At 43.4% G+C, this 22,536-nt stretch carries 19 protein-coding genes; 8 read left to right on the top strand and 11 right to left on the bottom strand.

What is annotated here, in order from left to right; translation table 11 throughout:
- The first annotated feature begins 2 nt into the window (after window positions 1-2).
- From CLV48_RS13830 to CLV48_RS13810, 5 genes are all read left to right on the top strand, one after another.
- Window positions 3-1,136 (top strand): efflux RND transporter periplasmic adaptor subunit, encoded by a 1,134-nt coding sequence (locus CLV48_RS13830; protein ID WP_106567880.1) that lies wholly within the window; start codon window positions 3-5, stop codon window positions 1,134-1,136.
- A gap of 58 nt (window positions 1,137-1,194) precedes the next feature.
- The gene (locus CLV48_RS13825; RefSeq protein ID WP_106567879.1) at window positions 1,195-1,911 is read left to right on the top strand and encodes a VIT1/CCC1 transporter family protein; all 717 of its coding nucleotides are present in this window, start codon (window positions 1,195-1,197) and stop codon (window positions 1,909-1,911) included.
- Between the two features lie 6 nt (window positions 1,912-1,917).
- Window positions 1,918-4,398 carry a cation-translocating P-type ATPase gene (locus CLV48_RS13820; protein ID WP_106567878.1) on the top strand — a complete coding sequence of 827 codons (2,481 nt, stop codon included), beginning with the start codon at window positions 1,918-1,920 and terminating at the stop codon, window positions 4,396-4,398.
- 34 nt (window positions 4,399-4,432) lie between these two features.
- Entirely contained in the window at window positions 4,433-5,599 is a 1,167-nt protein-coding gene (locus CLV48_RS13815) for an MFS transporter (protein ID WP_106567877.1), read from the top strand.
- 68 nt (window positions 5,600-5,667) lie between these two features.
- The gene (locus CLV48_RS13810) at window positions 5,668-5,937 is read left to right on the top strand and encodes a hypothetical protein (protein ID WP_106567876.1); all 270 of its coding nucleotides are present in this window, start codon (window positions 5,668-5,670) and stop codon (window positions 5,935-5,937) included.
- Here the strand turns inward: CLV48_RS13810 and CLV48_RS13805 are convergent.
- The 5 genes from CLV48_RS13805 to CLV48_RS13785 all read right to left on the bottom strand — a co-directional run bounded on the left by CLV48_RS13805 (window position 5,934) and on the right by CLV48_RS13785 (window position 12,940).
- The gene (locus tag CLV48_RS13805; RefSeq protein WP_106567875.1) at window positions 5,934-7,559 is read right to left on the bottom strand and encodes a SulP family inorganic anion transporter; all 1,626 of its coding nucleotides are present in this window, start codon (window positions 7,557-7,559) and stop codon (window positions 5,934-5,936) included. The two genes, CLV48_RS13810 and CLV48_RS13805, sit on opposite strands and share 4 nt — an antisense overlap.
- 13 nt (window positions 7,560-7,572) lie before the next feature.
- Window positions 7,573-9,450 carry a proton-conducting transporter transmembrane domain-containing protein gene (locus CLV48_RS13800; RefSeq protein ID WP_106567874.1) on the bottom strand — a complete coding sequence of 626 codons (1,878 nt, stop codon included), beginning with the start codon at window positions 9,448-9,450 and terminating at the stop codon, window positions 7,573-7,575.
- Between the two features lie 3 nt (window positions 9,451-9,453).
- Entirely contained in the window at window positions 9,454-11,949 is a 2,496-nt protein-coding gene (locus CLV48_RS13795; RefSeq protein ID WP_106567873.1) for a YbcC family protein, read from the bottom strand.
- A 22-nt stretch (window positions 11,950-11,971) separates the two neighbouring features.
- The gene (locus CLV48_RS13790; protein WP_106567872.1) at window positions 11,972-12,430 is read right to left on the bottom strand and encodes a hypothetical protein; all 459 of its coding nucleotides are present in this window, start codon (window positions 12,428-12,430) and stop codon (window positions 11,972-11,974) included.
- A gap of 150 nt (window positions 12,431-12,580) precedes the next feature.
- Window positions 12,581-12,940: a hypothetical protein gene (locus CLV48_RS13785; RefSeq protein WP_146140104.1), complete on the bottom strand. Its 360-nt coding sequence runs from the start codon at window positions 12,938-12,940 to the stop codon at window positions 12,581-12,583.
- Between the two features lie 220 nt (window positions 12,941-13,160).
- Between CLV48_RS13785 and ppk2 the strand changes: the two genes are divergently transcribed.
- Together ppk2 and CLV48_RS13775 are read left to right on the top strand one after the other, a co-directional pair.
- Window positions 13,161-14,006: a polyphosphate kinase 2 gene (gene ppk2 / locus CLV48_RS13780; RefSeq protein ID WP_106567870.1), complete on the top strand. Its 846-nt coding sequence runs from the start codon at window positions 13,161-13,163 to the stop codon at window positions 14,004-14,006.
- 2 nt (window positions 14,007-14,008) lie between these two features.
- Window positions 14,009-14,782, top strand: coding sequence for a polyphosphate kinase 2 family protein (locus CLV48_RS13775; RefSeq protein WP_106567869.1), 774 nt, complete (start codon window positions 14,009-14,011; stop codon window positions 14,780-14,782).
- A 48-nt stretch (window positions 14,783-14,830) separates the two neighbouring features.
- Here the strand turns inward: CLV48_RS13775 and CLV48_RS13770 are convergent, their stop codons facing one another.
- The 6 genes from CLV48_RS13770 to wecB form a co-directional block, all read right to left on the bottom strand.
- Window positions 14,831-16,258 carry a pyruvate kinase gene (locus tag CLV48_RS13770; protein WP_245889561.1) on the bottom strand — a complete coding sequence of 476 codons (1,428 nt, stop codon included), beginning with the start codon at window positions 16,256-16,258 and terminating at the stop codon, window positions 14,831-14,833.
- Window positions 16,259-16,368: 110 nt separating this feature from the next.
- The gene (gene omp85 / locus CLV48_RS13765; RefSeq protein ID WP_106567906.1) at window positions 16,369-17,853 is read right to left on the bottom strand and encodes an Omp85 family outer membrane protein; all 1,485 of its coding nucleotides are present in this window, start codon (window positions 17,851-17,853) and stop codon (window positions 16,369-16,371) included.
- Window positions 17,854-18,039: 186 nt separating this feature from the next.
- Window positions 18,040-19,416 carry a HAMP domain-containing sensor histidine kinase gene (locus CLV48_RS13760; RefSeq protein ID WP_106567867.1) on the bottom strand — a complete coding sequence of 459 codons (1,377 nt, stop codon included), beginning with the start codon at window positions 19,414-19,416 and terminating at the stop codon, window positions 18,040-18,042.
- Entirely contained in the window at window positions 19,413-20,105 is a 693-nt protein-coding gene (locus tag CLV48_RS13755) for a response regulator transcription factor (RefSeq protein ID WP_106567866.1), read from the bottom strand. Before CLV48_RS13755 ends, CLV48_RS13760 begins: the two co-directional genes overlap by 4 nt.
- A gap of 27 nt (window positions 20,106-20,132) precedes the next feature.
- Complete coding sequence (locus CLV48_RS13750) at window positions 20,133-20,612, bottom strand: cupin domain-containing protein (protein ID WP_106567865.1); 480 nt, start codon at window positions 20,610-20,612, stop codon at window positions 20,133-20,135.
- On the bottom strand, window positions 20,612-21,706 hold the full coding sequence (wecB, locus tag CLV48_RS13745; protein ID WP_106567864.1) for a non-hydrolyzing UDP-N-acetylglucosamine 2-epimerase: 1,095 nt from the start codon (window positions 21,704-21,706) through the stop codon (window positions 20,612-20,614). The genes CLV48_RS13750 and wecB overlap by 1 nt, the downstream gene beginning before the upstream one ends.
- A 163-nt stretch (window positions 21,707-21,869) precedes the next feature.
- Between wecB and CLV48_RS13740 the strand changes: the two genes are divergently transcribed.
- Window positions 21,870-22,535 carry a hypothetical protein gene (locus CLV48_RS13740; protein ID WP_106567863.1) on the top strand — a complete coding sequence of 222 codons (666 nt, stop codon included), beginning with the start codon at window positions 21,870-21,872 and terminating at the stop codon, window positions 22,533-22,535.
- Window position 22,536: the final 1 nt, after the last annotated feature.

Below are 22,536 nucleotides of genomic sequence, written 5' to 3'. Positions count from 1 at the left end.
TTATGAAAATACTATCCTATATCCTTTCGATTGTCCTCTTGGGAATTTTTGTGGCTTGTGGCTCCAAAGAACAAAAGACACAGCGCAATGAGGAAGCAGCTGATGTTGATGTCATCCTCATCACACAGGAGCAGTACGACAAATCCAATATGGAAATGACAAGTCTTCAGGAGTATCCTTTTACCACCTTCATCCTTTCCAATGGAATTGTCAACATCCCTGCAGAAGGACGCTTTGAAGTAAGCTGCTATTTCGGGGGCAATATTGTCCAATTTGATCTTTTGGTAGGACAGAAAGTCAACAAGGGGCAGGTTCTTTTTGTCATGGAAAACCCGGAATTCGTGCAGATGCAGCAGGACTATCTGGACGCTTCAAGCCAACTTAGCTATCTGAAATCCGATTATGAAAGGCAAAAGGCCCTATATGAGGAAAATGTCACTTCTCAGAAGAATTTTCTGAAAGCAGAATCCGATTACAAAAGCATGTTGGCCAAAGCGGAGAGTTTGAAAAAAAAGCTGGCCTTGATCAATATCGCTGCTGACAAAACCACGGCTTCCAACATCAGTTCCAAAGCGGCTGTTTTTGCACCGATTTCCGGCTATATAGAATCCATCAAAGTCAATCAGGGCACCTACCTCAATGCATCGGATGTAGCTTTGACCCTGGTGAACAAAGCCCATCTGCACATCGAGCTGAACGTATTTGAAAAAGATGCCATTGCCCTGGAAATCGGGCAGCCCGTGACCTTCTACCTGCCCGACAACAAGTCGAAAGTCTTTGAGGGAGAGATTTTCCTTCTTGGGCAATCCATCAACGAAAAGAGAATGTTGGCAATCCATGTCCATTTGAAAGATGAAAAGGAAGGACAGGCACTAGTGCCGGGAATGTTTGTGGAAGCCAAAATCGGGCAGACTTCCAGTACCCAATCAGCCCTTCCCAACACTGCAGTTCTCAATGCGGACAGTAAAAACTATGTACTCCTTCTGGAGAAAAAAGAAGCAGATACCTACCATTTCAGGAAAATGGAAGTAGAGTTACTTTCACAGGATGAGGGAATGTCTGCCATTGCCAATCCCGAAAAATTCCCCAAAGGAAGTCAATTCCTCTCCAAAGGAGGCTTTCAGATTGTCAAGTAAAAATGCTGTATTCGATAAAAACATTTAAAAACCAATAAACCACAAGACCTCATTCTCCATGGAAAATAACAAAAAGCTCACCATAGAAAACTATTTGGAAAGCCACTATATCCACCGCAGCAATTGGCTAAGGGCAGCGGTATTGGGCGCCAATGATGGTATTATTTCCATTTCCAGCCTTGCCATAGGTGTCACTGCCGCCAGTACTACCAAAGACCCCATCGTTTTGGCTACGGTGGCAGGCTTAGTAGCAGGGGCATTATCCATGGCGGCAGGAGAATACGTGTCGGTAAGTTCCCAGACGGATATTGAAAAGTCCGACATAGAAAGGGAGATACAGGAACTTCAGGATATGCCTGAGGAAGAGGAAAAAATCCTGGCACAGATCTATCAAAAAAGGGGCCTGACCAAAGCCACTGCCAAGCAGGTAGCCAAAGAGCTCACGGCGGCAGATGCCCTGGGGACCCATATAAGGGATGAGTTGGGTATCAATGAAATCAGTCAGGCCAACCCCATTCAGGCAGCACTGGCTTCTGGAGCCGCATTCACTGCCGGAGGGATTTTACCACTCTTGGTGATCCTGCTGCTCCCTGTGACCAACCTGGAGTATTTCCTTTATGGATTCACTATCCTTTTCCTTGTCATTTTGGGAGCTGTTTCCGCCAGGACAGGTGGCTCGGGCATCAAAAAAGCTATCCTAAGAATTACCGTTTGGGGAACTATAGCCATGGTGCTTTCCGGACTGGTCGGATATCTGTTTGGGGTAAGCGTGTAAAGCAAAATGGTAAAAGGATTAACAAGTGCAGAAGCTTCTGAAAAACTTAAAAATCACGGCTACAACGAATTGCCCTCTGCTAAGCCGAAAAATGTTTGGCAGATTGCCCTTGAGGTAATCAGAGAGCCCTTGTTTCTTTTACTGATCAGTTGTAGTTTGGTTTACTTTGTTTTAGGGGACTATTCTGAGGGGACAATACTTTTTTGTTGGGTATTCATCATCATTTTTATCACTTTCTACCAACACCGGAAGACTGAAAAATCTTTAGCGGCATTGAGGCAGCTTTCCTCTCCCCGTGCTTTAGTGATCCGCGATGGAATAGAGATCCGTATTGCAGGCAGGGAGGTGGTACTAGAGGACATCGTTATCCTTCATGAAGGAGACCGGGTTCCTGCAGATGCTTTGGTTATTGAAAGCAACAACCTAACTGTAGACGAATCACTATTAACCGGGGAATCTATTCCCGTCATTAAGACTGAGCATTCCGATACTCAGGTTTTTAGTGGCTCATTAGTGGTTCAGGGAACAGGAGTTGCCAAAGTGGTCCTTACCGGAACCAAAACCCAGTTTGGGAAAATCGGCGTTTCTTTACAGACTATTCAGCAAGAAAGCACACGTTTACAGCGGGAGATGAAAACACTGATCCGAAACCTATTTTTAGGAGGTGCAATCATCAGTGCTGGAGTGATTTTGGCATTTTACTTTACAAGAGGCAATTTTTTATTCTCACTTCTCAATGGACTTGCCGCTGCCATGGCTTTGCTGCCAGAAGAGTTTCCTGTAGTACTGACTATTTTTCTTGCTTTAGGGGGATGGCGTTTATCGAAAAATAAAGTACTGACCAGAAAACCATCGGCCATTGAAACCCTCGGTTCTGCCACAGTATTATGCTCGGACAAAACGGGTACCATTACACAGAACAAAATGGAAATAGCAGCTTTGGCCTATAATGATATTATCTCTTATAAACCAGATTTTAAGACCCAAGGAAAAGAAATCGAAGAATTATTAAGGATCCTGTATCTCGCTTCACCCAGCAACTCCATTGACCCGATGGAAAAAGCGATCAACAGCACTTTGAATGATTTGGAAATCCATTTGGATGAAGGTAAAATTTTGAAAGAATATCCAATATCCAAAGAGTTTATTGCCATGACAAGGGTCTTGGGGTCTGAAAATAACCAGATTGTTACGGCTTATTGCAAAGGGGCTCCCGAAACGGTTTTTCAATTGTGCGGATTTTCAGAGGCTGTAACGGCCGGAAAAAAACAACTTGTACAAAAACTGGCCGAAAAGGGGTATAGGGTTCTTGCTGCAGCAAGAAGCATTTGTTCTTCAGGTGCTGCCTTACCTGACAAGCAGAGCGGTTTTGATTTTGAATTTACCGGTTTAGTAGCCTTTGAGGACCCCATACGCCCTGAGGTTCCACAAGCCATCAAAGATTGTAATGAAGCAGGGATAAAAGTCATCATGATTACCGGTGATTATCCGGCAACTGCAAAAAGCATTGCCAGCCAAATAGGTTTAATTCATAATGATAATGTGTTAACGGGTACGGAACTGCGGGATATGGATACGGCTGAGTTAAAAGAAAGAATAAAACATACCAGCGTATTTGCGAGAATTGTTCCCGAGCAAAAACTACAAATTGTTCAGGCTCTTAAAGCAAATGGCGAAATAGTCGCTATGACAGGAGATGGGGTCAATGATGCCCCTGCCCTCAAGGCAGCGGATATTGGCGTAGCCATGGGCTTAAAGGGCACAGATGTAGCCCGCGAAGCATCATCTTTAGTATTGCTTGATGATAATTTTGCTTCAATAGTAAGCGCAATACGTTTGGGAAGAAAGATTTTTGACAATCTGCAAAAAGCAATGTCATATATCATTGCTATTCATATTCCAATCATTGGCCTGGTCCTTCTCCCTGCCTTTTTCCCTTCCCTACCCATTCTTTTGATGCCTATTCATATAGTATTTATGGAGTTAATCATTGATCCGGTATGTTCTATTGCTTTTGAATCAGAGCAGGAAGAGAAAGGAATCATGAATCGGCCACCAAGAAATCCAGATGAACTGTTTTTCGGATGGGGAAAAATATTATTCAGTTTGCTCAAAGGTTTATTACTCTTGGCTATGGTAGTCATTGTTTATTTTTTTTCCATCAACGAAGGGCATTCCGACGGAGAGGTAAGGGCCATCGCTTTTTCTTTGTTGATTATGGGAAATGTGTTTCTGATACTTACTTCATTGTCTGATTCGAGGAACTTTTTGTCCGTAATTTTTGAAAAAAATGTGGCAATCTGGATCATTTCACTGACTGCATTTACCATGTTGTTGTTGACCATTAAGATTACCTGGTTGCAAAAGATTTTCAGTTTTGATTTCCCTGGTTACTATCATTTTATACCTTCATTACTTGGGGGAGTATTGATGCTTATCTTATTGGAATTAATAAAAATAATCAGACAGAAGCCGGTAAATAGTTAAGAGATTTTGGACAGTAATCTTTAGGTTGTTTCAAATGAAATCCTCCCTCCTGACAAAAAACGTTATCATCCTCTCCTTGGTCAGTTTCTTCACAGATGTGGCCAGTGAGATGCTGTATCCGGTCATGCCGATTTATTTGAGCAGTATAGGATTTTCTGTCCTTTTGATAGGGATCCTAGAGGGGGTGGCTGAAGCAACAGCAGGTATGAGCAAGGGATACTTTGGCAAACTCAGTGACAATCAAGGAAAGCGGTTGCCTTTTGTTCAGTTGGGCTATACGCTCAGCGCTATTTCCAAACCCTTGTTGGTGGCCTATGTTTTTCCGCTTTGGGTGTTTTTTGCAAGGACTTTGGACAGGTTTGGTAAAGGACTAAGAACAGGTGCCCGGGATGCGCTTTTGTCCGATGAAGCCACTAATGCTACCAAAGGCCGTGTCTTTGGATTTCACAGGGCTATGGATACCCTAGGGGCTGTGGTAGGTCCCTTGTTGGCGTTGCTGTACTTAGCCTATCGTCCCGAGGATTATAAAATGCTGTTCCTGCTGGCTTTTCTTCCAGGCATTCTGGCCATAAGTTTTACATTTATTATCCGGGAAAAGAAGCGGGAAAAACCACAGCAAATCTCAAAAACAAGTTTTCTTGATTTTATCCGGTATTGGAAAGAAAGTCCTGCTGCCTATAGGAAACTGCTTGTTCCCCTGCTGATATTTTCACTTTTCAACCATTCTGATGTTTTTCTTTTGCTCAAGCTTAAAGAAGCGGGTCTGGGGGATACCCATGTCATCGGTCTTTATATTTTTTTCAATTTGGTGTATGCGCTGTTTGCTTATCCCTTGGGTTCATTGGCCGACAGATGGGGGATGAAAAGGGTCTTTGCTTTTGGTCTATTCATCTTTGCAGCGGTGTATTTGGGGATGGGTTACGCGGACCATTTCTGGATGTTTATCGCATTGTTTCTCTTGTACGGTTTGTTTTCAGCGGCAACCGAAGGGGTGGCTAAAGCCTGGGTTACCAATATCAGTCAGCCAAAAGACACTGCAACCGCCATAGGAACCTACACAGCCTTCCAAAGTATAGCGGCATTGATGGCCAGCTCCTTTGCCGGATTTGTCTGGTACAGTCTTGGTCCGGAGTTTTTATTTTTGGTTTCAGGAACTGTAGCATTACTGATAGGCCTTTATCTAAATTTCTCCAAAATGTAACCCCAATTGATATTTCTCCCGAAGATTTCCTTAATGAAATGGACAGTTTTATAATAAACTGCACCCTAATGATCAGGTATACCAAAAAATACACCCAATTGATCTGGTTGATACCTATCGGGCTACTCATTTTCCTGTTTGGATACAAAAAAGCGTCTGTAGTTCCATCGGCTGAAGAAGTGCCCCAAGAATATGTGTTGGACTTTTTGCTGGAAGGTAATGAGCGGTTTGCAGCAGATGAACCCCTACATGCTGACCAGCCCTTTGAAAAAGCAGCAATGGTTCCCGAATCGGGGACCATTGCTTTATTACAAACTTATACTGGCACGTGTGCTTAAGCGGTTTTCTTGGCTTTTCTTGCAGCCAAAATATGGCTGCTCCGCTTCTCCAGGTGCTCCATACCCCTCATATCAAATTTCCCTCCCTCATGTTCATAATCGTGTTGGTAATGGTGAAGGTTTTCCATCACCGTATGGTCCACCAGGTTGGCATTGGTAAAATCCAAGATCAGGTGCTTGCCACGCGGTAAAGCATCAAGGGATTTTTTCAGCAAAATGTAATTGCTGAAAACTGCGGAGTGAAAAACATCTACCACATAAGAATCACCTTCTACCGTTACTGTGAAAAGAGGCTTAAAGATGTTTTTCAAGGGCAGACCATTTTTGAGATGCATGATAATTTTTGTAAGGATCCCCGCAGCAATGCCTAACAGCAGGTCAGTTCCCAAAGTGACGACAATGGTGATCAGGAAAATGGCCAACTGCTCTTTCCCGATCTGGTAAGTTTTATAAAACTCCTTGGGCGAGGCCAACCTGTAGCCAGTATAAATCAACATAGCGGCCAAAGCAGCTAACGGAATCTGATGTATCAGAAAAGGGAAGAAAGCCACGAAAATCAAAAGAAACAGGCCATGGAAGACATTGGACCACCAGGTTTTCCCGCCGTTGTTGATATTGGAAGAGCTCCTCACGATTTCTGAAATCATCGGAAGCCCACCAATCAAGCCTGCTAATGTATTGCCGACACCTACACCCAAGAGATCCCTGTTCATATTGGATTTTCTTTTGTAAGGATCCAGGGAATCAATAGCCTTGGAACTTAATAGCGATTCCAGGCTTCCCACCAACGCAAACATGATGATGTATTTGATAGAGGTACCAGAAAACAGCTGGGAAAAATCTGGGAAAGTAACCGCAGCCAACAAGCTGTCGGGCAAAGTCACCAGAAATTTGGGCCCAATGCTGTATTCATGTCCGTCCAAAAACAAATAAGTATGTTCATGCTCCAGGTCAAAGATCCTACCCAATGGAATGGCTACCAAAATAACCACCAAGGGAGCAGGTATTTTTTTTAACAAAGGATGCTTGATTAGCGGAAAGCTGAACATGATCAGCAAACTGATCAGCCCGATCAAAGCAATCTCCGGATTGAGCTGGGCAAATCCTGAAGGGAGTTCCGCCAATAGATCCAAGGTCTCATGGGCCTCAGGTTTAACCCCTATAAGCGTAAACAACTGCTTGGCGGCAATGATGACCCCAATGGCCGCCAACATCCCATGCACAGCAGCGGAAGGAAAGAAATCGGCCAAGATTCCGGACTTTACCCAGCCAAAGATCATCTGCAGAATACCTGCAACCACAATCACCGCCAAAGTCAGTTTATAACCCAACATAGGATCACCTTGGCCCAATTCGGTCACTGCCCCTAAAGCGATCACAATTAGACCTGCCGCCGGACCCTTAATGGTCAATTGGGACCCTCCAAAGAAACTCACCACTATTCCGCCAATAATGGCTGTGAAAATTCCTGCCACAGGCGGGAAGCCTGAGGCCATAGATATACCGAGACATAAAGGAAGGGCGATAAGGAATACCAAAAAGCCGGAAATAAGATCAGCTTTCCAGTATTGTCGAAGTCCGGACAGGCCAGCCTGTGGAACTTCAATTTTTTTTGTTTTCATAATCCAGTTATGATTAAGAAGATTGTATAGCAGTAGGATGATAATTTTTTATATGGGGGCCCAAGAAAAGCCTCGCATAGATTCTGATAAGGGCAATGCCCCTGAAAATGAAACTGATGGCATTAAATGCTGCAAGCAAGTATTGGTCCTCATGGATATGGCTGAAGAGGAGATCCACCCCAATAAAGGTGGGAGAAATAGGAAATCCCATCACCCCTAATGCTGCCAAGAGGAATATCATGGCCAACCTGGGATGCTCATAGACATGTCCATAGTATTTGTTCAGGTCGAAAAAAGCAGGTTCCCTCCTTCTCAAACGCTCCAAAACCGCATATCCGATAATCCCTGCGACCGACACCCCACTCAAGTAGATGAGCGTTTCGCTGTAATCAAAGGTCTCATTGAAAGATACTGCCAAAGCAATCCAGAAATGGTTGGCCATGACCAGCATCAGCGCCAATCTTGGGTAAATCCTTTCAGAAAATGCCTTGAATACCATGAGCAGGCCCATCAAACCAAATATCTCGGGCAGCCATTCCTTTAGTCCTTCAGGAATCAGTTCCTGCTGAAAATACAGGTAAAGCCCCAAAGCATACACAGGAAGGAAGTAAAGCAAAAGGTTTTTTGGGGTAAGGAAATCCAGCTTTCTGCCCAGCTTTTTGATAGGATGGAAGACATACCTGTTGAGGAAATAATCCGTGTTCCATTCTTTCAGGGAAAGCAGGTACAGGCTATATTCCAATCGCTTGGGCAGGGTATCCTCCACCGTCACCTGCTGGGGTTTGAAGTGGTAAAACTGGTCCCGGATCATGTAGGCCACCACCGATGGGGAAACCAAAAGCTGGTATGTCCTCAAGAAGGCATTGCCTGCAAAATGTATCAGGGCCAAGGTCTCCAGGCCCAAGGCCACTTCGATGAACATGATGCCTATCTGTGCGATGGAAGCGTAGGCTATCTGCGTCTTGATCGTGGACTGTACCCGGGCGATAGGATAAGCGATCAACACGGTCAACATACCTGTCAAACCTATCAAGATCCTGGCCGCCAGCTGATGCTCCCAAAAGGGATAGGTCCTCAGCAAGAGAAATACCCCGAAATGCACCGATAGGGAACCGTAGAAGATGGCCGAGGAAGGAGTAGGCCCTTCCATGGCACGGGGTAGCCAGGAGGAGAAGGGCAACTGGGCGGATTTGGCAGCTGCTGCAATCAGTAGACTGATGGCAATGAACAGCCCTATTCCGCTATGGCTTGCCAATTGTTCAGATACCAGTTGCTCATCCAACAGCTTGATGAATGTAATGTTTTCATGCCAGAGATGATGGCTCGCCCACATGGCAAGGATAATCCCGATATCCCCAATACGGTACACGGTAAATACCTTCACAGCATTTCTCACAGGAAGATACCTTTCCCTGTAAAAGGCGATAAGGAGGAAAGAGGAAATCCCCAACATCTCCCAGCCCAGAAAAAGGGTTTCGAAATTACCTGCCAATACTGTCAGGTTATAGGCCAGAAAGAAGAACAGCAAGGTATTGAAGAATCGCTTATAGCCCTCCTCCATATGCATGTAAAACCTGCTGTAGCGGGTGATCAGGAAGGTCACAAAGGCTCCCACCCAGAGAAAAACGGCTGTTGTTTTGTCGAAATAGAAATCCAGCAGAAACCGGTAATGTCTATTGTTGTAGATTTCCAGTTCGGGGATGTTGAGGGGGTTCATCCCTTCCCATATCCAATACCCAATAAAGCCTGTGATGGCCAGCAATTGCACAGTGGCTGTCCCAAAGGCCAGGTTGGAAAAACCTGTCTCCTTTTTTTCGGGAAGCAGCAGGGAAATTGCAAAAGCCAGGAAAGGCAAAAGGACGAAAGCACTGATGATCAATTGATTTCCCATGGCTTAAGCAATGATGTAAACGGGTAGATTTTCTGAACTGGCCTCCAAGATGGCCTCCAGGTTATGCACGTACTCGATATGCCTTGTCAGTGGCACATAAGGCATAAAAGATCCCTGCTTAAAAACATAAGCCTCCTTATTTTCGGGATGGATACAGACCAGTTTCACCCAATCATTTGCAAACCATTCGTAAGTTGGTGCATGGGACTGTATGGTCTGCAGGACCACCTCTGGATAATGTTCCACTGTAATCAGGATGCGCAAAGGGTCATGGATATTCACCATCTGCAAGGGCAGTCCGGTACGCAGGTCTCCGTCCATTCCATTGGCTACCCCGATCAGGCCCATGACATTATGGGGCAATTTACTTCCCGCACCCAGGCGGTCATTGTCCACTTTGGAGAAATAGTACTCCAAATTGATCCCTCCACAGACAGGCGCTACTGCTTTTAGGATGCCAAAGAGGTATCTGCCGTCAGGATCTATGCTGTAATCATAGGAATTGAGAAAAGCCCTCTTGTCCAAGAAAAGGTGTCTGTTGTTTTCCCTTTTGCCCACGACGCAAAGCGCATTGGTGGCATGGTTCCATTCGGGACGCGTCACGAAAAGGGACAGTGCCCTTTTTTTGATCTGCTCATGGACCTTCTGCGGCTCTTGGCAGGAATCAATGGTGTGGAACCTTCTGGATCTCTCTTTGGCATTGTAAGCCAGGGCAATTTCAAAGGTCTGCACATTCCTTTCATGCAGCAGGCGATGGGACTCATCCAGTTGGTCCAGGTCGTAAAACTCCATCTCATCCCGGGTAGTATCGTGGAGGCCTCCCACGAAATGGGTGTCTGCCGGAATGGGCAGCCCTCGCCCGGACAGCAATTGGCGGACTTCAGGATTGTTGGCTATGGATGCTGCCACACGGGCATTGACTGAACCCGAACGTCCACTGCAGGCTCCGCAGTCATAGCCCGCGTAGTGGGTATTATTCACCGAGCTTGCCCCATGACCCAGGACATAGACCAAAGGAGCAAAGTCTTTGACAAGCCCGATACTTTTCAGCAAACCCTCCATCGCATCGGCCATCTCGGTCAGGGTAAAGCCAACCTGAAGACCATGATGCGTATGCTCCGGATGGTGACAGACAATGCTCAATTTTCCCTTGGGATCCATGTGCTTGAAGGAAGACACCATGGCAGGGGTTTCGGAGGGGTAGAAAATGCTCTTGGCCATTTTCAGTGCAGACCAAAAGCCCATGGTCTGGGAGATGGCCCAAGCCCTAAATACGCCTTTGCTGTGCTTGCTGAAATGGGCATCTTTTTCATGTCTGATTTTGGATTCCGTCTCTTTGATCACATGCTTGGGCGTAACAGGAGCGGGACATACTTTGGTCATAAACTTCCCATGCTCAGGTTGGAAATAGAAGGGGAGGTTGAAAAAGCCTGCAGTACCAAAGGTCTGTGCATCCGGCGCAAAACGCTCTACATAGCGGCGGATGGAACAGGAACGGTCATCAATACAAAACATGGCCTGGAAAGAGGGCCTTCTTTTGCTAAAGTCCTCTGCATGGCTGAGTTGAAGCCCCCTGACCACCTGATCGTAATAGGTCCATTCCATGGCTTCCTGCCAGAGACGATGGATGTCAAACCATTGCGAATAGCTGCTTTGCTCCAAGAGTCGTGGAAGATCAGCTGGAATATGGGGCGCCAATGCAGACCAGTTGCCATCCCTTCTGCGGTCCAAGGCATCGATCTCCAGGATACATTCCACAAAGACCAGGTCATGAAGGGAGACCTTTCTCTTGTCGAGCAGCGAAACTTCCTGATGCTCGAGGACAGCGACCATGCCCGACCAACCCGGATGGGCAAATTGCTGGTCAAAGAGGTATTGCCCGTACCATTTGGGGTCTCCTACCAATAATTGGAGCAGGTCTTCCAAAAAGGTGGATTTATCCATCAGAAGTTCTCTTGCCCTTTCGCTTTTGATCAGGGTGCTGAAACTGTTTTTTTCCAAGGTCCTAAGGCTGCTCAGTATGCCTTTGCCCTCTAAAGGAAATTTCCAGATAGCTATCCCTTGGTCCAAGTAGGCAGAGATCAGACGGAAAAGTGTTTGGTGCACTTCCTTGTCCAAGTTAAGGTTGTATGCTTTTCTCCAAAGCTTTCGGATATGCCCGATCTTTGGTTCTGGATAATCCTCTATGGGAAGATCCAAAAGCAAGCTTTTCCAATAAGCGCGTTGCTCTGTTCCCTTATGTTCATCAATGACCCTCTCCAGGATGTCAGAGTTGATTTTTTTCTGGTGGTAAAGACCTCTGAAGGTTTGGAGGTTCCAGTAAACTTTGTAACCGAAATTTTCGGATGCCTGTTGCAATGCCTCATGAAACGGCATGTGTTGAAAAGCATGTAGCGTATTGTGGTGCACAAAATCCTTCAAAGGAGACTGTGCAGGCAAATAATGTGACAGTTCATGCAAAACAACATGAATACTGTCATCAGTGGAATTACTCCTCATGATGCTTACCGCTTAGAAGTGTTCAGTTTAGACTAAAATCAACAGTAAGCTTCTTCAATTCCGTTAACTTTCCTGATGGATCTTCAAATACGGCCATTACTTCAGGAAGATTAAATATAAATTGGGGACTATAGGACTCAAGGTATTTCCTTACCTGGAATATCAACTCTTTTCCTATTTCAACCATTTCTTCCCTGACTTTAGAAGAATTTTTATCAGGTAAAGGGAACGCCCTTGAATAAAAAAACGCTGGATAAATCACCAAAGAGTCGTACTTAAATATTTCAATACCCAGGGCAATTCTGTTTAAGAACTCATTGCAAAGAACCAAGTCAATGGCAATTTTTTCACGTGTTAGGACAAGGTTTCGGTTTTTGATTGGTAGACTAAACCCATTTTGATCTTCGAGTATCAATAACAGGCTTTTCTCTTTTATATTCTCAAGGTATTTTTTAAGAGAGATGTTATATATGCTAATCATTGTATGTTTCATTTAATAAATCCAAAATTCTAGTTGGGACATTAATGGAAGCCCATTATGAATTTTATCCTGAAGGCTCAATCTTTCAGGAAATCAGCCCATATCTATTCTTGTTCTCCGGAGAGGACTAGAGGAGATATAGGGGAAATATTAAATAGAAAGGGGTATTTTCAGGTTATGGTACAAAATAAAACCCGGGACTTTTTGAAAGAAAACTTCAAAAGATGGAACTGAAATAGGAAGGCATAAGCCATTTGATAAAGGATTTGCTGCGCTTTTTTGGAATCCAGGGCTGCTTGGAAAATCTGATTTTTCCTCAGTTTCTTTAACCTCCTCTGTAATCAGGGCGTTGGATGGTGCAAAATCCTTTAAAAAATCATGATGTGGTATATCGATCTTGGTATCAGATCCAAAAAAGACCTGAGTAAAGAGCTCATTGTTTGGAGCAGATAAATAATTATAGGAGAAAAAAAGTACCAAAATGAACATTTGGACAATCTGCCTATTCATCAGAAATCTGGATTGATCATTCATTTTGATGTCAAATACAATACAAAGTTAATTCAATAATAACTTAAACAAGTTTTATACCCAAAAGAATTTCAAAACATCAAAATAAAATTATAAAACGGGGTTTTGCTTAAAATTTTTCTATTTACTACACTTCATATTGGCTAAATCCTTAACTTAAAAAGGAATTGAATTTTGTTTTTCGCTTTATTAAAAGCCCATGTTTACCAAAGAAGACCTCTTACAAGTACAGACCAGAAAGGAACTGGTGGCTCTGGCCAAAAAGAAAAAAATAAAAATCAAAAAATCCATCAAAAGAGCTGAATATGAAGATGAATTGAAGCTGCTTCAAATCGAATTGGCTTACCTTCAAAAGCATATTGAAAAAAATCAATTAAGGGTGGCCATTCTTTTTGAAGGAAGAGATGCAGCGGGAAAGGGAGGATCCATAAAGCGCTTTGTAGAGCACCTAAACCCCCATACTTCCGCAGTGGTAGCACTTAACAAGCCCACTGAAGTAGAACGCGGGCAGTGGTATTTTCAAAGGTATATTGAGGTTCTTCCAAATAGAGGAGAAATCAGATTTTTTGATAGGAGCTGGTACAATAGAGCTGTGGTGGAACCTGTGATGGGATTTTGTACCACTCATCAGTATAATACATTTATGGCTCAGGTTCCCAATTTTGAGCATATGCTGTACGAGGACGGAATACAAATCATCAAGTTTTGGTTTGACATCACCAAAGAAGAACAGAGGAAGCGTTTTGATGCCAGAAAAAATAATCCTCTTAAAGAGTGGAAATTCAGCCCTGTAGACATGAAGGCCCAGGAAATGTGGGAAGATAATACCAAGTACAAGGAAAAAATGTTTACTAATACCCACACTGCTTTTTGCCCTTGGATTATCGTAGAAACGAATGATAAAGAAACTGCCAGGCTGGAAAGTCTCCGGCACGTCCTTTCTCAATTTGATTATGAAGGAAAGGGGAGTTCAGGGGCCAATCTACACACCGACCCAAATGTGGTCTACCGTTATTTTAGAAAGAACAAAAACCTTGACCTGTAGCCATGGAACTCTCCAAAGAAGATCTGAAAATTTTAAACTCGAATATAGGCCTCAAGCACTTGCTTGCCCATAAAAAAATCAACCTGGAAAAAGCCCTGTCGGGGGCAAAGTACGAATTGGCCTTGAGGGAAATCCAGGCTGAATTGGTCAAAATGCAATTGTGGATAATTGCAAACCAAAAAAAAGTAATGGTGCTCTTCCATGGGGGCGATTCCTCTGAAAAGAGTGGGGTCATCCGAAAAATCCTTTCTCATAACAACCCAAGACATTACAGGGTTGAAGTGAATCTTCCCCATCAGGAAAGCAGCAACAATGGGGAGTGGTATTTTAAAAAATTTGTGGAAAAACTTCCCCAAGGGGGAGAAATGGTATTTTGGGACAGAAGCTGGTACAACAGGGCCATCATTGAGCCTGTGCATGGTCTATGCACCCAGGAAGAATATGATCAATTTATGGGTCAGGTCAATGATTTTGAAAGAATGCTTCATGAGTCAGGGATTCAGTTGATCAAATTTTACCTGAATATCAGCATGAAGGAACAGACCAAAAGATTAGAAGATGTCAAATCAAGTCCATTGACCAAATGGAAAATGACCCCATTTGACGAACAATCCAAAGAACTATGGGCAGATTATAAATCCTACAAGGAGAAAATGATTGCCCACACCCATACCGAATTGACACCTTGGATAGAAATCAATAAAGAGAAAAGAGAAGAGGAAATGATAGAAGCAGCAAGACAGCTCCTTCAGCTCATCCCTTATGACAAGGGTTGATTTTCCAAAAAATTCATGAAAGTACTAATATTGCAAATTGTGAATATTTCAACCTAAAAGAAACTTTTGGGCAATTTTCAATGGCCTCAGGGTAAAACGCTTTTTGACCCTATGCGTGGAGGTCCTATGGATAACATCACGAAGGGTTTCCATGACCTCTATGGTATAATCACCCTTATTGATCATGACACATTCTGCCATAGCCGCATGTCCTGCATCTGTGATCTCCGATCGGGTAGCCATCCCGGATTTATGCAAAGTCTCCAAAACCTGGGTAGCCCATACTACAGGCACATGCCCCGATTCACATATCCACAAGATTTCCTCCTGTATTTCTCCCAATCGCTCAAAACCGATTTCCACAGCCAGATCTCCCCTTGCAATCATCACACCGAATGCCTGTTCCTTCATGCCCTCAAGCAATAGGGAAGGGAGGTTTTCCACAGCCTCCAATGTCTCTATTTTAATTATCAACTGTGGATAACTTTCGGATTTTTCCTGAAGTGCCTGCCGTAGGACTGCAATATCCCCTGCTGTTTTGACAAATGAATATCCCACCAAATCGGCATTTTCACAGATAAACGGAAGGCACGCTCTGTCAAAATCTGTCAGAGATGGAACCTGTAAAAAAGAATCAGGAAAATTGATCCCCTTCCCTTCTTTCAGCAAATCCTTTTTGGAAGAAATCCTTACTATTCTTAACCCAATTTTTTCCTTCTTAACTTTTTCCACAATGCATCGGATTGCCCCATCGTCTATAAAAACCCGGTCACCCTTTCTTAACTGTTGGATAATTCCTGACTCATTGGGACTGATGACCGTCTCGGATTTATCCACATCCAAATCATCTTCAATCATCCAAATGAGCTGCCCTTCCCTGATTTTCACTTTACCCTTATCCCTGCCTTTGCCAAGAATCTGGGTCCTGATTTTTGGCCCTGCGAGGTCCATATAAATCTTGCAGGGAATCCCCGTCTGCTCAGAAGCAATTCGTACCTGATTGATCATTCTGGACCATGTATCCTCATCATCATGGGCACAATTGATTCTGGCCACATTCATCCCGTTTTGGAGGAGACTTTTCACCTTGGCATAATCATCTGCAAATTCGGCATCAAAAGTGACCATCAGATAGGGCATATTGGCTTCGGCCTTTTGTCCAAAAAGCAGACGGCTTTTCTCTCCCATTTTCAGTTTGCTGAAGGCAAAAGTACAATGATCCAGTTCTTCCTTTTGGTAAATATGACCCAACCTCTCCCTTATGGCCTGAACCTGTCTCAGGACATGTCCTTCTGAACTTGCCAAAGAAGAAAGCCCATAGATATGCAGCAGGTCCTGCAATTCCCTGATGTCCTGATTGCGAAGGGCAAGGTAGGATAAAAGGTTTCTTGCGGAAACAACCTGTTCCTCGTGCAAGGCTTTCAAGAGACTTGCTTTGGAGTCAACAAATTCATTCATGCTACTTTCCAAGTGCATGATTTGTGCTTTGATATAATCTAAATCAGGTTGGGAGTCCATGGAGGATAAATAGCATGTACTAAGGTACCCATATTTGGACTTCCCATGAAAAAAACCTTGTTATGTTTTTAGAAAATATGCCCAAATCCGAAGAAGAACTGTCCACCTTCCCTACTCTGGGCATAATCCAGTCTCAAAATGGTGGACTGGTTCCAGGCAATCCTACCTCCGATTCCTGGTGCACCTCTGAAATTGTTCAGTTGCACATCTCTTAAACCTTCCCATACGGTACCAAAATCATAGAAGGGCGTAAGACCAAGGGCAAAGTGCTGGTTGAAGGCATTGAAATCATGGAGCCTAGCACGCATTTCCAAATTGACCAATCCGACGGTGGGCGCCAGAAACCTGGCCTCCCTGAATCCACGTACAGATCTCCCTCCTCCCAGCACCAGGATACCACCAGCCTCGGCCTGAGAAGACAGATCCCACATTTCAATAAAGTTAATCCTGGAACCGAAGATATGCCCAAAAGCTGCCAGTCCTGCAAAAGTCAGTCTGTTGCGGTCATTTTTCCATCGGTGAAAGGTGTGGATAAACTGGCCCTGCAGCATAAATTTGTTGAAATTGAACTGGGACCCCAGCCAAGGAGCTGAATATTCATGGGAATATTGTAGGAAGACTCCTTTTGAAGGATCAGGTTCCAGGTCTCTGGTGTCATAGATGATGGCACCGGCAAGCATGCTGGTAAACTGGAACCTGTCTTCAAAGCCCGCCAAATTGAAACGGTCCCAGGTACCATCATTTTTTTGACGGTTGACCAGTGTTTCCCTTTGGACAGCCTCTACCTCTGTTCCGTTGGGCAGAAATGCCGTCTCTGCTATTCTTCCTGTGTAGTCCTCAAAGGCAGTAAATAACATTTCATAACCGAACATCAGTCTCAGTTTTCCTCCCATCTCCACACGTTCTCCCAAGAAATTGAACAGCTTTTCCCTCTGGATAAACTGGTTGAAATGGGTGTCTGTCTGCAATCTTCCGCCATTACCTGGAACGGCTATTTTAAGATTGTCCTCGTATGCATTCACCCTGTTGAACTGACGGACCGGGCCATCCTGTTCTTCTGACTTGTCTGCGAAACTCAACCTATCTAAGAATTGCCTTCCAATACCCCAGTATTGTGCATTGGGATCCTCCCAGAAAACCGCATCTGCCCTGAATCTCCATTTGGAATTGAAGACATAGGGCACGTCTAAGTTGATGGCTGCTTTCACCCTGCCGTTTTGGAAGACAAAAAACTCCGTATTGACACTGTAGCGGTAAGGGGTATAATAGAAGAAAGGATCTTCTTTGGTCTTATTTTGAAAAAAGAACACATTTCCACCCACACCAAATCCTCGGATAGGGTCAAACTCGAACCTGGGAAGACCGGTGACAAAAAAACCTTCTTTCTTTGTAAGGATGTCTTCTTTGGAGAGTCTTTTTTCTTCTGAAATTTCGAAGGGCAGGGAAATTGTGTCCAAAATGGCCAGTCTATCAGCATTTTTTAAGCCATCTGTCTGAGCCAAAAGGAAACTATGGATAATAACAGTTATAAAAAGAACCAGTAATTTTTTCATGACAACTCCTTTCTTAATAGTTGGTGATGATTTTACCATCGCCTGGAAAGGTCATGGTAAAAATCAGATTGTGGATAAATAACCATAGGGACAATAATCCATAAGCATTTTCTTTATGGGTACAAAGGTAGAGGACCAGAGAGCCTCCTGATTTTAGAATGTTCTTAGAAAAAAATTAGAAAACCATTAGATTGGCTGTTCCGCCTTGGGCAGAATAATGGAAAAAATTGAGCCCTGTCCTGTTTTAGAATCTAATCTTATCTCTCCATCATGCTGATGGATAATCTTCTGTACTAAGGTAAGTCCGATTCCGGTTCCATTAGAATAGTCTTTGTTTTTTCCCCTGAAAAAAGGATTGAAAATTTCTTCCTGATCCTCTTCAGAAATTCCAATGCCTCTGTCCTTGAATTTGATCATGACACCGGAAAGGAATGAAGAAATGGAAACATCACAGCATTTATCCTCTGAAAACTTACAGGCATTTTCCATCAGATTGGAGAAAGCTATTCCAAGAAGATAATTATTGCCCTTCACCGTAATGTCCTCTTCCTCCAAATCACCTACAAAGTCGAGTTGGATTTTATATCCGGGGTTTTTTGCCTGCAATTGATGGCTCGCTTCCAAAAGAATCTCATCTACTCTTACAGGTTTAAAAGTAATTTCCGTCCTGTCATAACTCGCTTTGGCAAAGTCCAATAAGGTACTGGCCAATCTTGCCACTTTTTGGCTGTCCGATAAGACGTCCTTTATGGTTGCCTGATACTCTTGTGCAGTCCTTTCCTTATCCAGACTTAATTCTAGATCGGCAATAATAGCCGAAAGTGGGGTTCTCAATTCATGGGCCACATAGGACACAAATTGCTTTTGGGAATCAAAAGACTTTTCCAGTCTTTCCAGCATTTGGTTAAAAGTTTGAGCCAATTGTCCTAGTTCATCCTTTGAATTGTATTCCTGGATCCTAAGATCAAGGTTAGAGGCAGATATATTTTGGGCTTCCTTGATAATCCCTGCTATAGGGGCTAATGTTTTTCTTGAAAAATACTTCCCTATCAGGAAAATGATAGCAAGGCCGAAGAAAAAACTCACCAACATGGTGTCTCTCAAGTTTTCCAACTTACTAAAACCATAAAAATCATAGGCTGCAGCAGTAATGAAATACTGCTGCTCTGCCTGCTGATATACAAAACCAATGACCTGCCATTTGTCCTGGATGAAATTTATTTTCTTTTTTCTCCCAATCTCCAGAAGCATTTCAGGGGTTTCTTTCACAAAATCAATATCCACCGCATCGTGATAGATAAGCTTCTGACCTGCGTCATAAATGGCCACCTCCACTTCATAGAGAATTTCTCTGTTGTTTCGGTAAATGGTCTGAAGGGTACCAGCATCCAACTGGGTTTCCAATAAAAGATTCGCCTTTGTAATGGCCTCTTTCTCCAATATGTTATAGAATTCATTGATTCTATTGGTGTAAGCCGAAAAATAGACAATGCCCATAAATACCAGAAGAATTCCCGCTGCCAGCGCTGTAAACATGAGCGATATCTGCTGTTGTATCCTCATGTTTTCTGTAATAAAAAGCCCATCCCTGGCCTTGTGTGTATCAACTTATCCTCAAAAGGTTTATCCACCTTTTTTCGGATATAGTTGATGTAGACATCAATGAAGTTCGTACCGGTATCGAAATTAACCCCCCAGACCTCCCTGGCAATCTCCTCCCTGGAAAGAACCCTCTCCGGGTTTTTTACCATGTACTCCAAAAGACTGTACTCTTTGGGCGTCAGGTTCAGGCTGATTCCTGCACGGCTGGCCATTTTCAATTGGCTGTCTATTTCCAGATCAGCATAAACATAGGTGGATTTTTCATCTTTGGCTGCAACCCTACCAGATCTTTTCAGCAAGGTTTTGATACGGGCATGCAATTCCCTAAAGTCAAAAGGCTTTACCAGGTAATCGTCGGCCCCTGCATCAAAACCCTCTACCTTATCGTCTGTAGCTCCTAAAGCCGTCAACATGATGATAGGAATATGGGTATCTTTCTGCCTGATGGATTTGGAGACATCCAGGCCATTGACTTTGGGCAATATCAGATCTGTAATGACCAGTTCAAAACCTCCCTTTTCATACAATCGGAGCCCCATCTCCCCATCAAAAGCTTGGGTCACTGCATATCCCTTCTCCTCCAGACCTTTTTTAAGGACTGTGGATAACCTCTCGTCATCTTCAATCAGTAAAATCTGTGCTCTGGACATAGGGTTCTGGCTGCGGATGTAATCCAATTAAGTCAATTTATAGATAATGTCCGCCTCTTCCGGCCATTTCTCCAAAAGATCCTCAGCCGTAAACAATTTGAAATCTTCGAAATCAAACCCAGGGGCTACCACACAGGAAACCAAACTGTAGCTTTCCTCCTTATCCACTGTGGAACCAAAAATGACTCCCGATTTTACCAATTGATAGGGCAGGTGACCCTCCTTATCGGATGGCCCGACCAATAGTTTTTCATAGCCATTGTCAGAAAGCACATGAACGGTAAGGGGGCTTCCCTCATGGAAAAACCACATTTCATCACTTTTGATCTGATGGAATTTGGAGGAGTTATCGGAGGTCAACAAAAAATAGATACAGGTCATCAGGCTCCTGCCTCCATGATCTGTAGAAACTTCCCATTCAGACCTGTAAGTTTCAGCATAATAACCCCCCTCTGGATGGGGTTTCAACTGAAGTTGCTCCACCAATTCTTTTATCCTCTTGTGCATTAGCTATAAATTTCAATGATTTTATCCACAATTCTTTCAGCCGTCTTTCCATCCCAATAAGGAATACCTTTGTACTTTTTCCATTCATCACGCATCAGCTTTTCCAAATAGGGTTGAAGATTTTGGGGATTGGTACCTACCAATTCATTTGTGCCCAATTCAATTGTTTCCGCTCTTTCAGTATTATTCCTAAGGGTAATGCAGGGTACATCCATGACAGAAGCTTCTTCGGTTATCCCTCCCGAATCGGTAATTACCCCCTTGGCATGTTTAACCAAATAATTAAACTCCAGGTAGGGCAGCGGTTCTGTCATGTACAATTTAGGGTCATTTATACCCAAATTCTGGAGATTTTTGGCAGTCCTTGGATGAACCGGGAAAATGACCGGAAGACCTTGGGTGCCTTCCATAATGGCATTGATCATTTCCTTTAATTTTTCTTCCTGATCTACATTGGCAGGTCTGTGCATGGTCATTACAAAGTATTGGCCAGGAATTAATCCATCAAAGACTTCCCCTTCAGGCCTTTTTAATTTTTCCATATTGGCCATGAGGGTATCAATCATAGTATTTCCTACAAAATGGATTTGATTTTCAGAAAACCCTAGTTTTCTCAGGTTATTATTGGCTATCTCAGAAGTTGTAAAGAAGTGATCCGTAATGCTGTCTGTTACCATTCTGTTGATCTCTTCAGGCATGCTTAAATCCCCTGATCGGATGCCTCCTTCTACATGGGCTACATCAATCACCAGTTTTTTTGCTGCAATCGAACATGCCAAAGTGGAGGTCACATCACCGACCACTATCACCAAATCAGGCCTGTTGGCCATCAATTCTTTTTCAAATGCTACCATAATGGACGCGGTTTGCTCAGCTTGGGTGCCACCGCCTCCTCCAAGATTGGCATCTGGTTCAGGGATATTCAGCTGCTCAAAGAAATCCCCGGACATTTTTTTATCATAATGTTGTCCTGTATGAACAAGCCTGTATGAAATAGGGAAGCCTTCTTTTTGTTTGGACTGAACTGCGTGGACAATGGGAGCAATTTTCATGAAATTTGGGCGGGCACCAGCCACCAAAGTGATCTTTATCATGGAAAAGTCTTAATTAAAACTACGGCAAGTTACACATTCCAATCAGGATAGCCAATTATTCCCATGATCAACATCCTGGGCATTTTCTCAGATAATTTCGTTTATTTGTAGAGATTAGGTAGTTTTGGCTCATATATTTATTGGTTATTTAAGTATCATCGCAATGCTTTTCAGTTATTTAAGGAATTTATTGTTTGTTCTGATCTTTTCATGTACTGTATTAATCTATTCATCCTGCTCTGATGAAATAGAATCCCAAGTAGTGGTTTATTCCAATAATTTTGGCCAGTTAGATCTTGCTGGCTTTGAAAACGGAAGACTTTTTATTTTCTATGGCGATACATTATTAGGTTTTTATAACAATGAGGAAGTTTCGGTGACTATTCCCGATTTACCCAATCACAACATTTTAAAAATTGAAGTAGAACTTTTTGTGCATGATAGTTGGGATGGAAATCCTGATGATGGAATAAGCGGACCTGATTTTTGGTACTTGAAGGTAGATCAGGATGAGGTTTTCCGGACGACTTTCTCCAACTCGCCCTGTGAATCTACTTTTTGCTTGAGGCAATCATTTCCACAGGATTATTTTAGGCAGAACTTCCCAAAAACCGGAGCCATACGAACTGATCTTCCTGGCCTTTGTCTTTTTGGAGCATTTCAGAACTATACGACCGTGTACAGGATAAGCCGCTTGATTTCTCATTTCAATAACAGTGTGCAGATCACTTTGGGTGATGAACTCAAACAGGTGAATAGCCCTGACCCACTTTGCGATGAAAGCTGGTCAGTAGGAAAAATTGAAGTAACAGCAATGGTAGTGATATGAG

This window comes from Cecembia rubra (assembly GCF_003014575.1).
GTDB classification, from domain to species: domain Bacteria; phylum Bacteroidota; class Bacteroidia; order Cytophagales; family Cyclobacteriaceae; genus Cecembia_A; species Cecembia_A rubra.
The sequence above is the reverse complement of the archived record's forward strand: the minus strand, read 5'-3'. Positions and strand labels throughout refer to the sequence as shown.

What these genes read in the sequence shown, in the direction of transcription:
- CLV48_RS13830 (WP_106567880.1), top strand. Translation starts at nt 3, where the DNA reads ATGAAAATACTATCCTATATCCTTTCGATTGTCCTCTTGGGAATTTTT.
- CLV48_RS13825 (WP_106567879.1), top strand. Translation starts at nt 1,195, where the DNA reads ATGGAAAATAACAAAAAGCTCACCATAGAAAACTATTTGGAAAGCCAC.
- CLV48_RS13820 (WP_106567878.1), top strand. Translation starts at nt 1,918, where the DNA reads ATGGTAAAAGGATTAACAAGTGCAGAAGCTTCTGAAAAACTTAAAAAT.
- CLV48_RS13815 (WP_106567877.1), top strand. Translation starts at nt 4,433, where the DNA reads ATGAAATCCTCCCTCCTGACAAAAAACGTTATCATCCTCTCCTTGGTC.
- CLV48_RS13810 (WP_106567876.1), top strand. Translation starts at nt 5,668, where the DNA reads ATGATCAGGTATACCAAAAAATACACCCAATTGATCTGGTTGATACCT.
- CLV48_RS13805 (WP_106567875.1), bottom strand. Translation starts at nt 7,559, where the DNA reads ATGAAAACAAAAAAAATTGAAGTTCCACAGGCTGGCCTGTCCGGACTT.
- CLV48_RS13800 (WP_106567874.1), bottom strand. Translation starts at nt 9,450, where the DNA reads ATGGGAAATCAATTGATCATCAGTGCTTTCGTCCTTTTGCCTTTCCTG.
- CLV48_RS13795 (WP_106567873.1), bottom strand. Translation starts at nt 11,949, where the DNA reads ATGAGGAGTAATTCCACTGATGACAGTATTCATGTTGTTTTGCATGAA.
- CLV48_RS13790 (WP_106567872.1), bottom strand. Translation starts at nt 12,430, where the DNA reads ATGATTAGCATATATAACATCTCTCTTAAAAAATACCTTGAGAATATA.
- CLV48_RS13785 (WP_146140104.1), bottom strand. Translation starts at nt 12,940, where the DNA reads ATGAATAGGCAGATTGTCCAAATGTTCATTTTGGTACTTTTTTTCTCC.
- ppk2 (WP_106567870.1), top strand. Translation starts at nt 13,161, where the DNA reads ATGTTTACCAAAGAAGACCTCTTACAAGTACAGACCAGAAAGGAACTG.
- CLV48_RS13775 (WP_106567869.1), top strand. Translation starts at nt 14,009, where the DNA reads ATGGAACTCTCCAAAGAAGATCTGAAAATTTTAAACTCGAATATAGGC.
- CLV48_RS13770 (WP_245889561.1), bottom strand. Translation starts at nt 16,258, where the DNA reads ATGCACTTGGAAAGTAGCATGAATGAATTTGTTGACTCCAAAGCAAGT.
- omp85 (WP_106567906.1), bottom strand. Translation starts at nt 17,853, where the DNA reads ATGAAAAAATTACTGGTTCTTTTTATAACTGTTATTATCCATAGTTTC.
- CLV48_RS13760 (WP_106567867.1), bottom strand. Translation starts at nt 19,416, where the DNA reads ATGAGGATACAACAGCAGATATCGCTCATGTTTACAGCGCTGGCAGCG.
- CLV48_RS13755 (WP_106567866.1), bottom strand. Translation starts at nt 20,105, where the DNA reads ATGTCCAGAGCACAGATTTTACTGATTGAAGATGACGAGAGGTTATCC.
- CLV48_RS13750 (WP_106567865.1), bottom strand. Translation starts at nt 20,612, where the DNA reads ATGCACAAGAGGATAAAAGAATTGGTGGAGCAACTTCAGTTGAAACCC.
- wecB (WP_106567864.1), bottom strand. Translation starts at nt 21,706, where the DNA reads ATGATAAAGATCACTTTGGTGGCTGGTGCCCGCCCAAATTTCATGAAA.
- CLV48_RS13740 (WP_106567863.1), top strand. Translation starts at nt 21,870, where the DNA reads ATGCTTTTCAGTTATTTAAGGAATTTATTGTTTGTTCTGATCTTTTCA.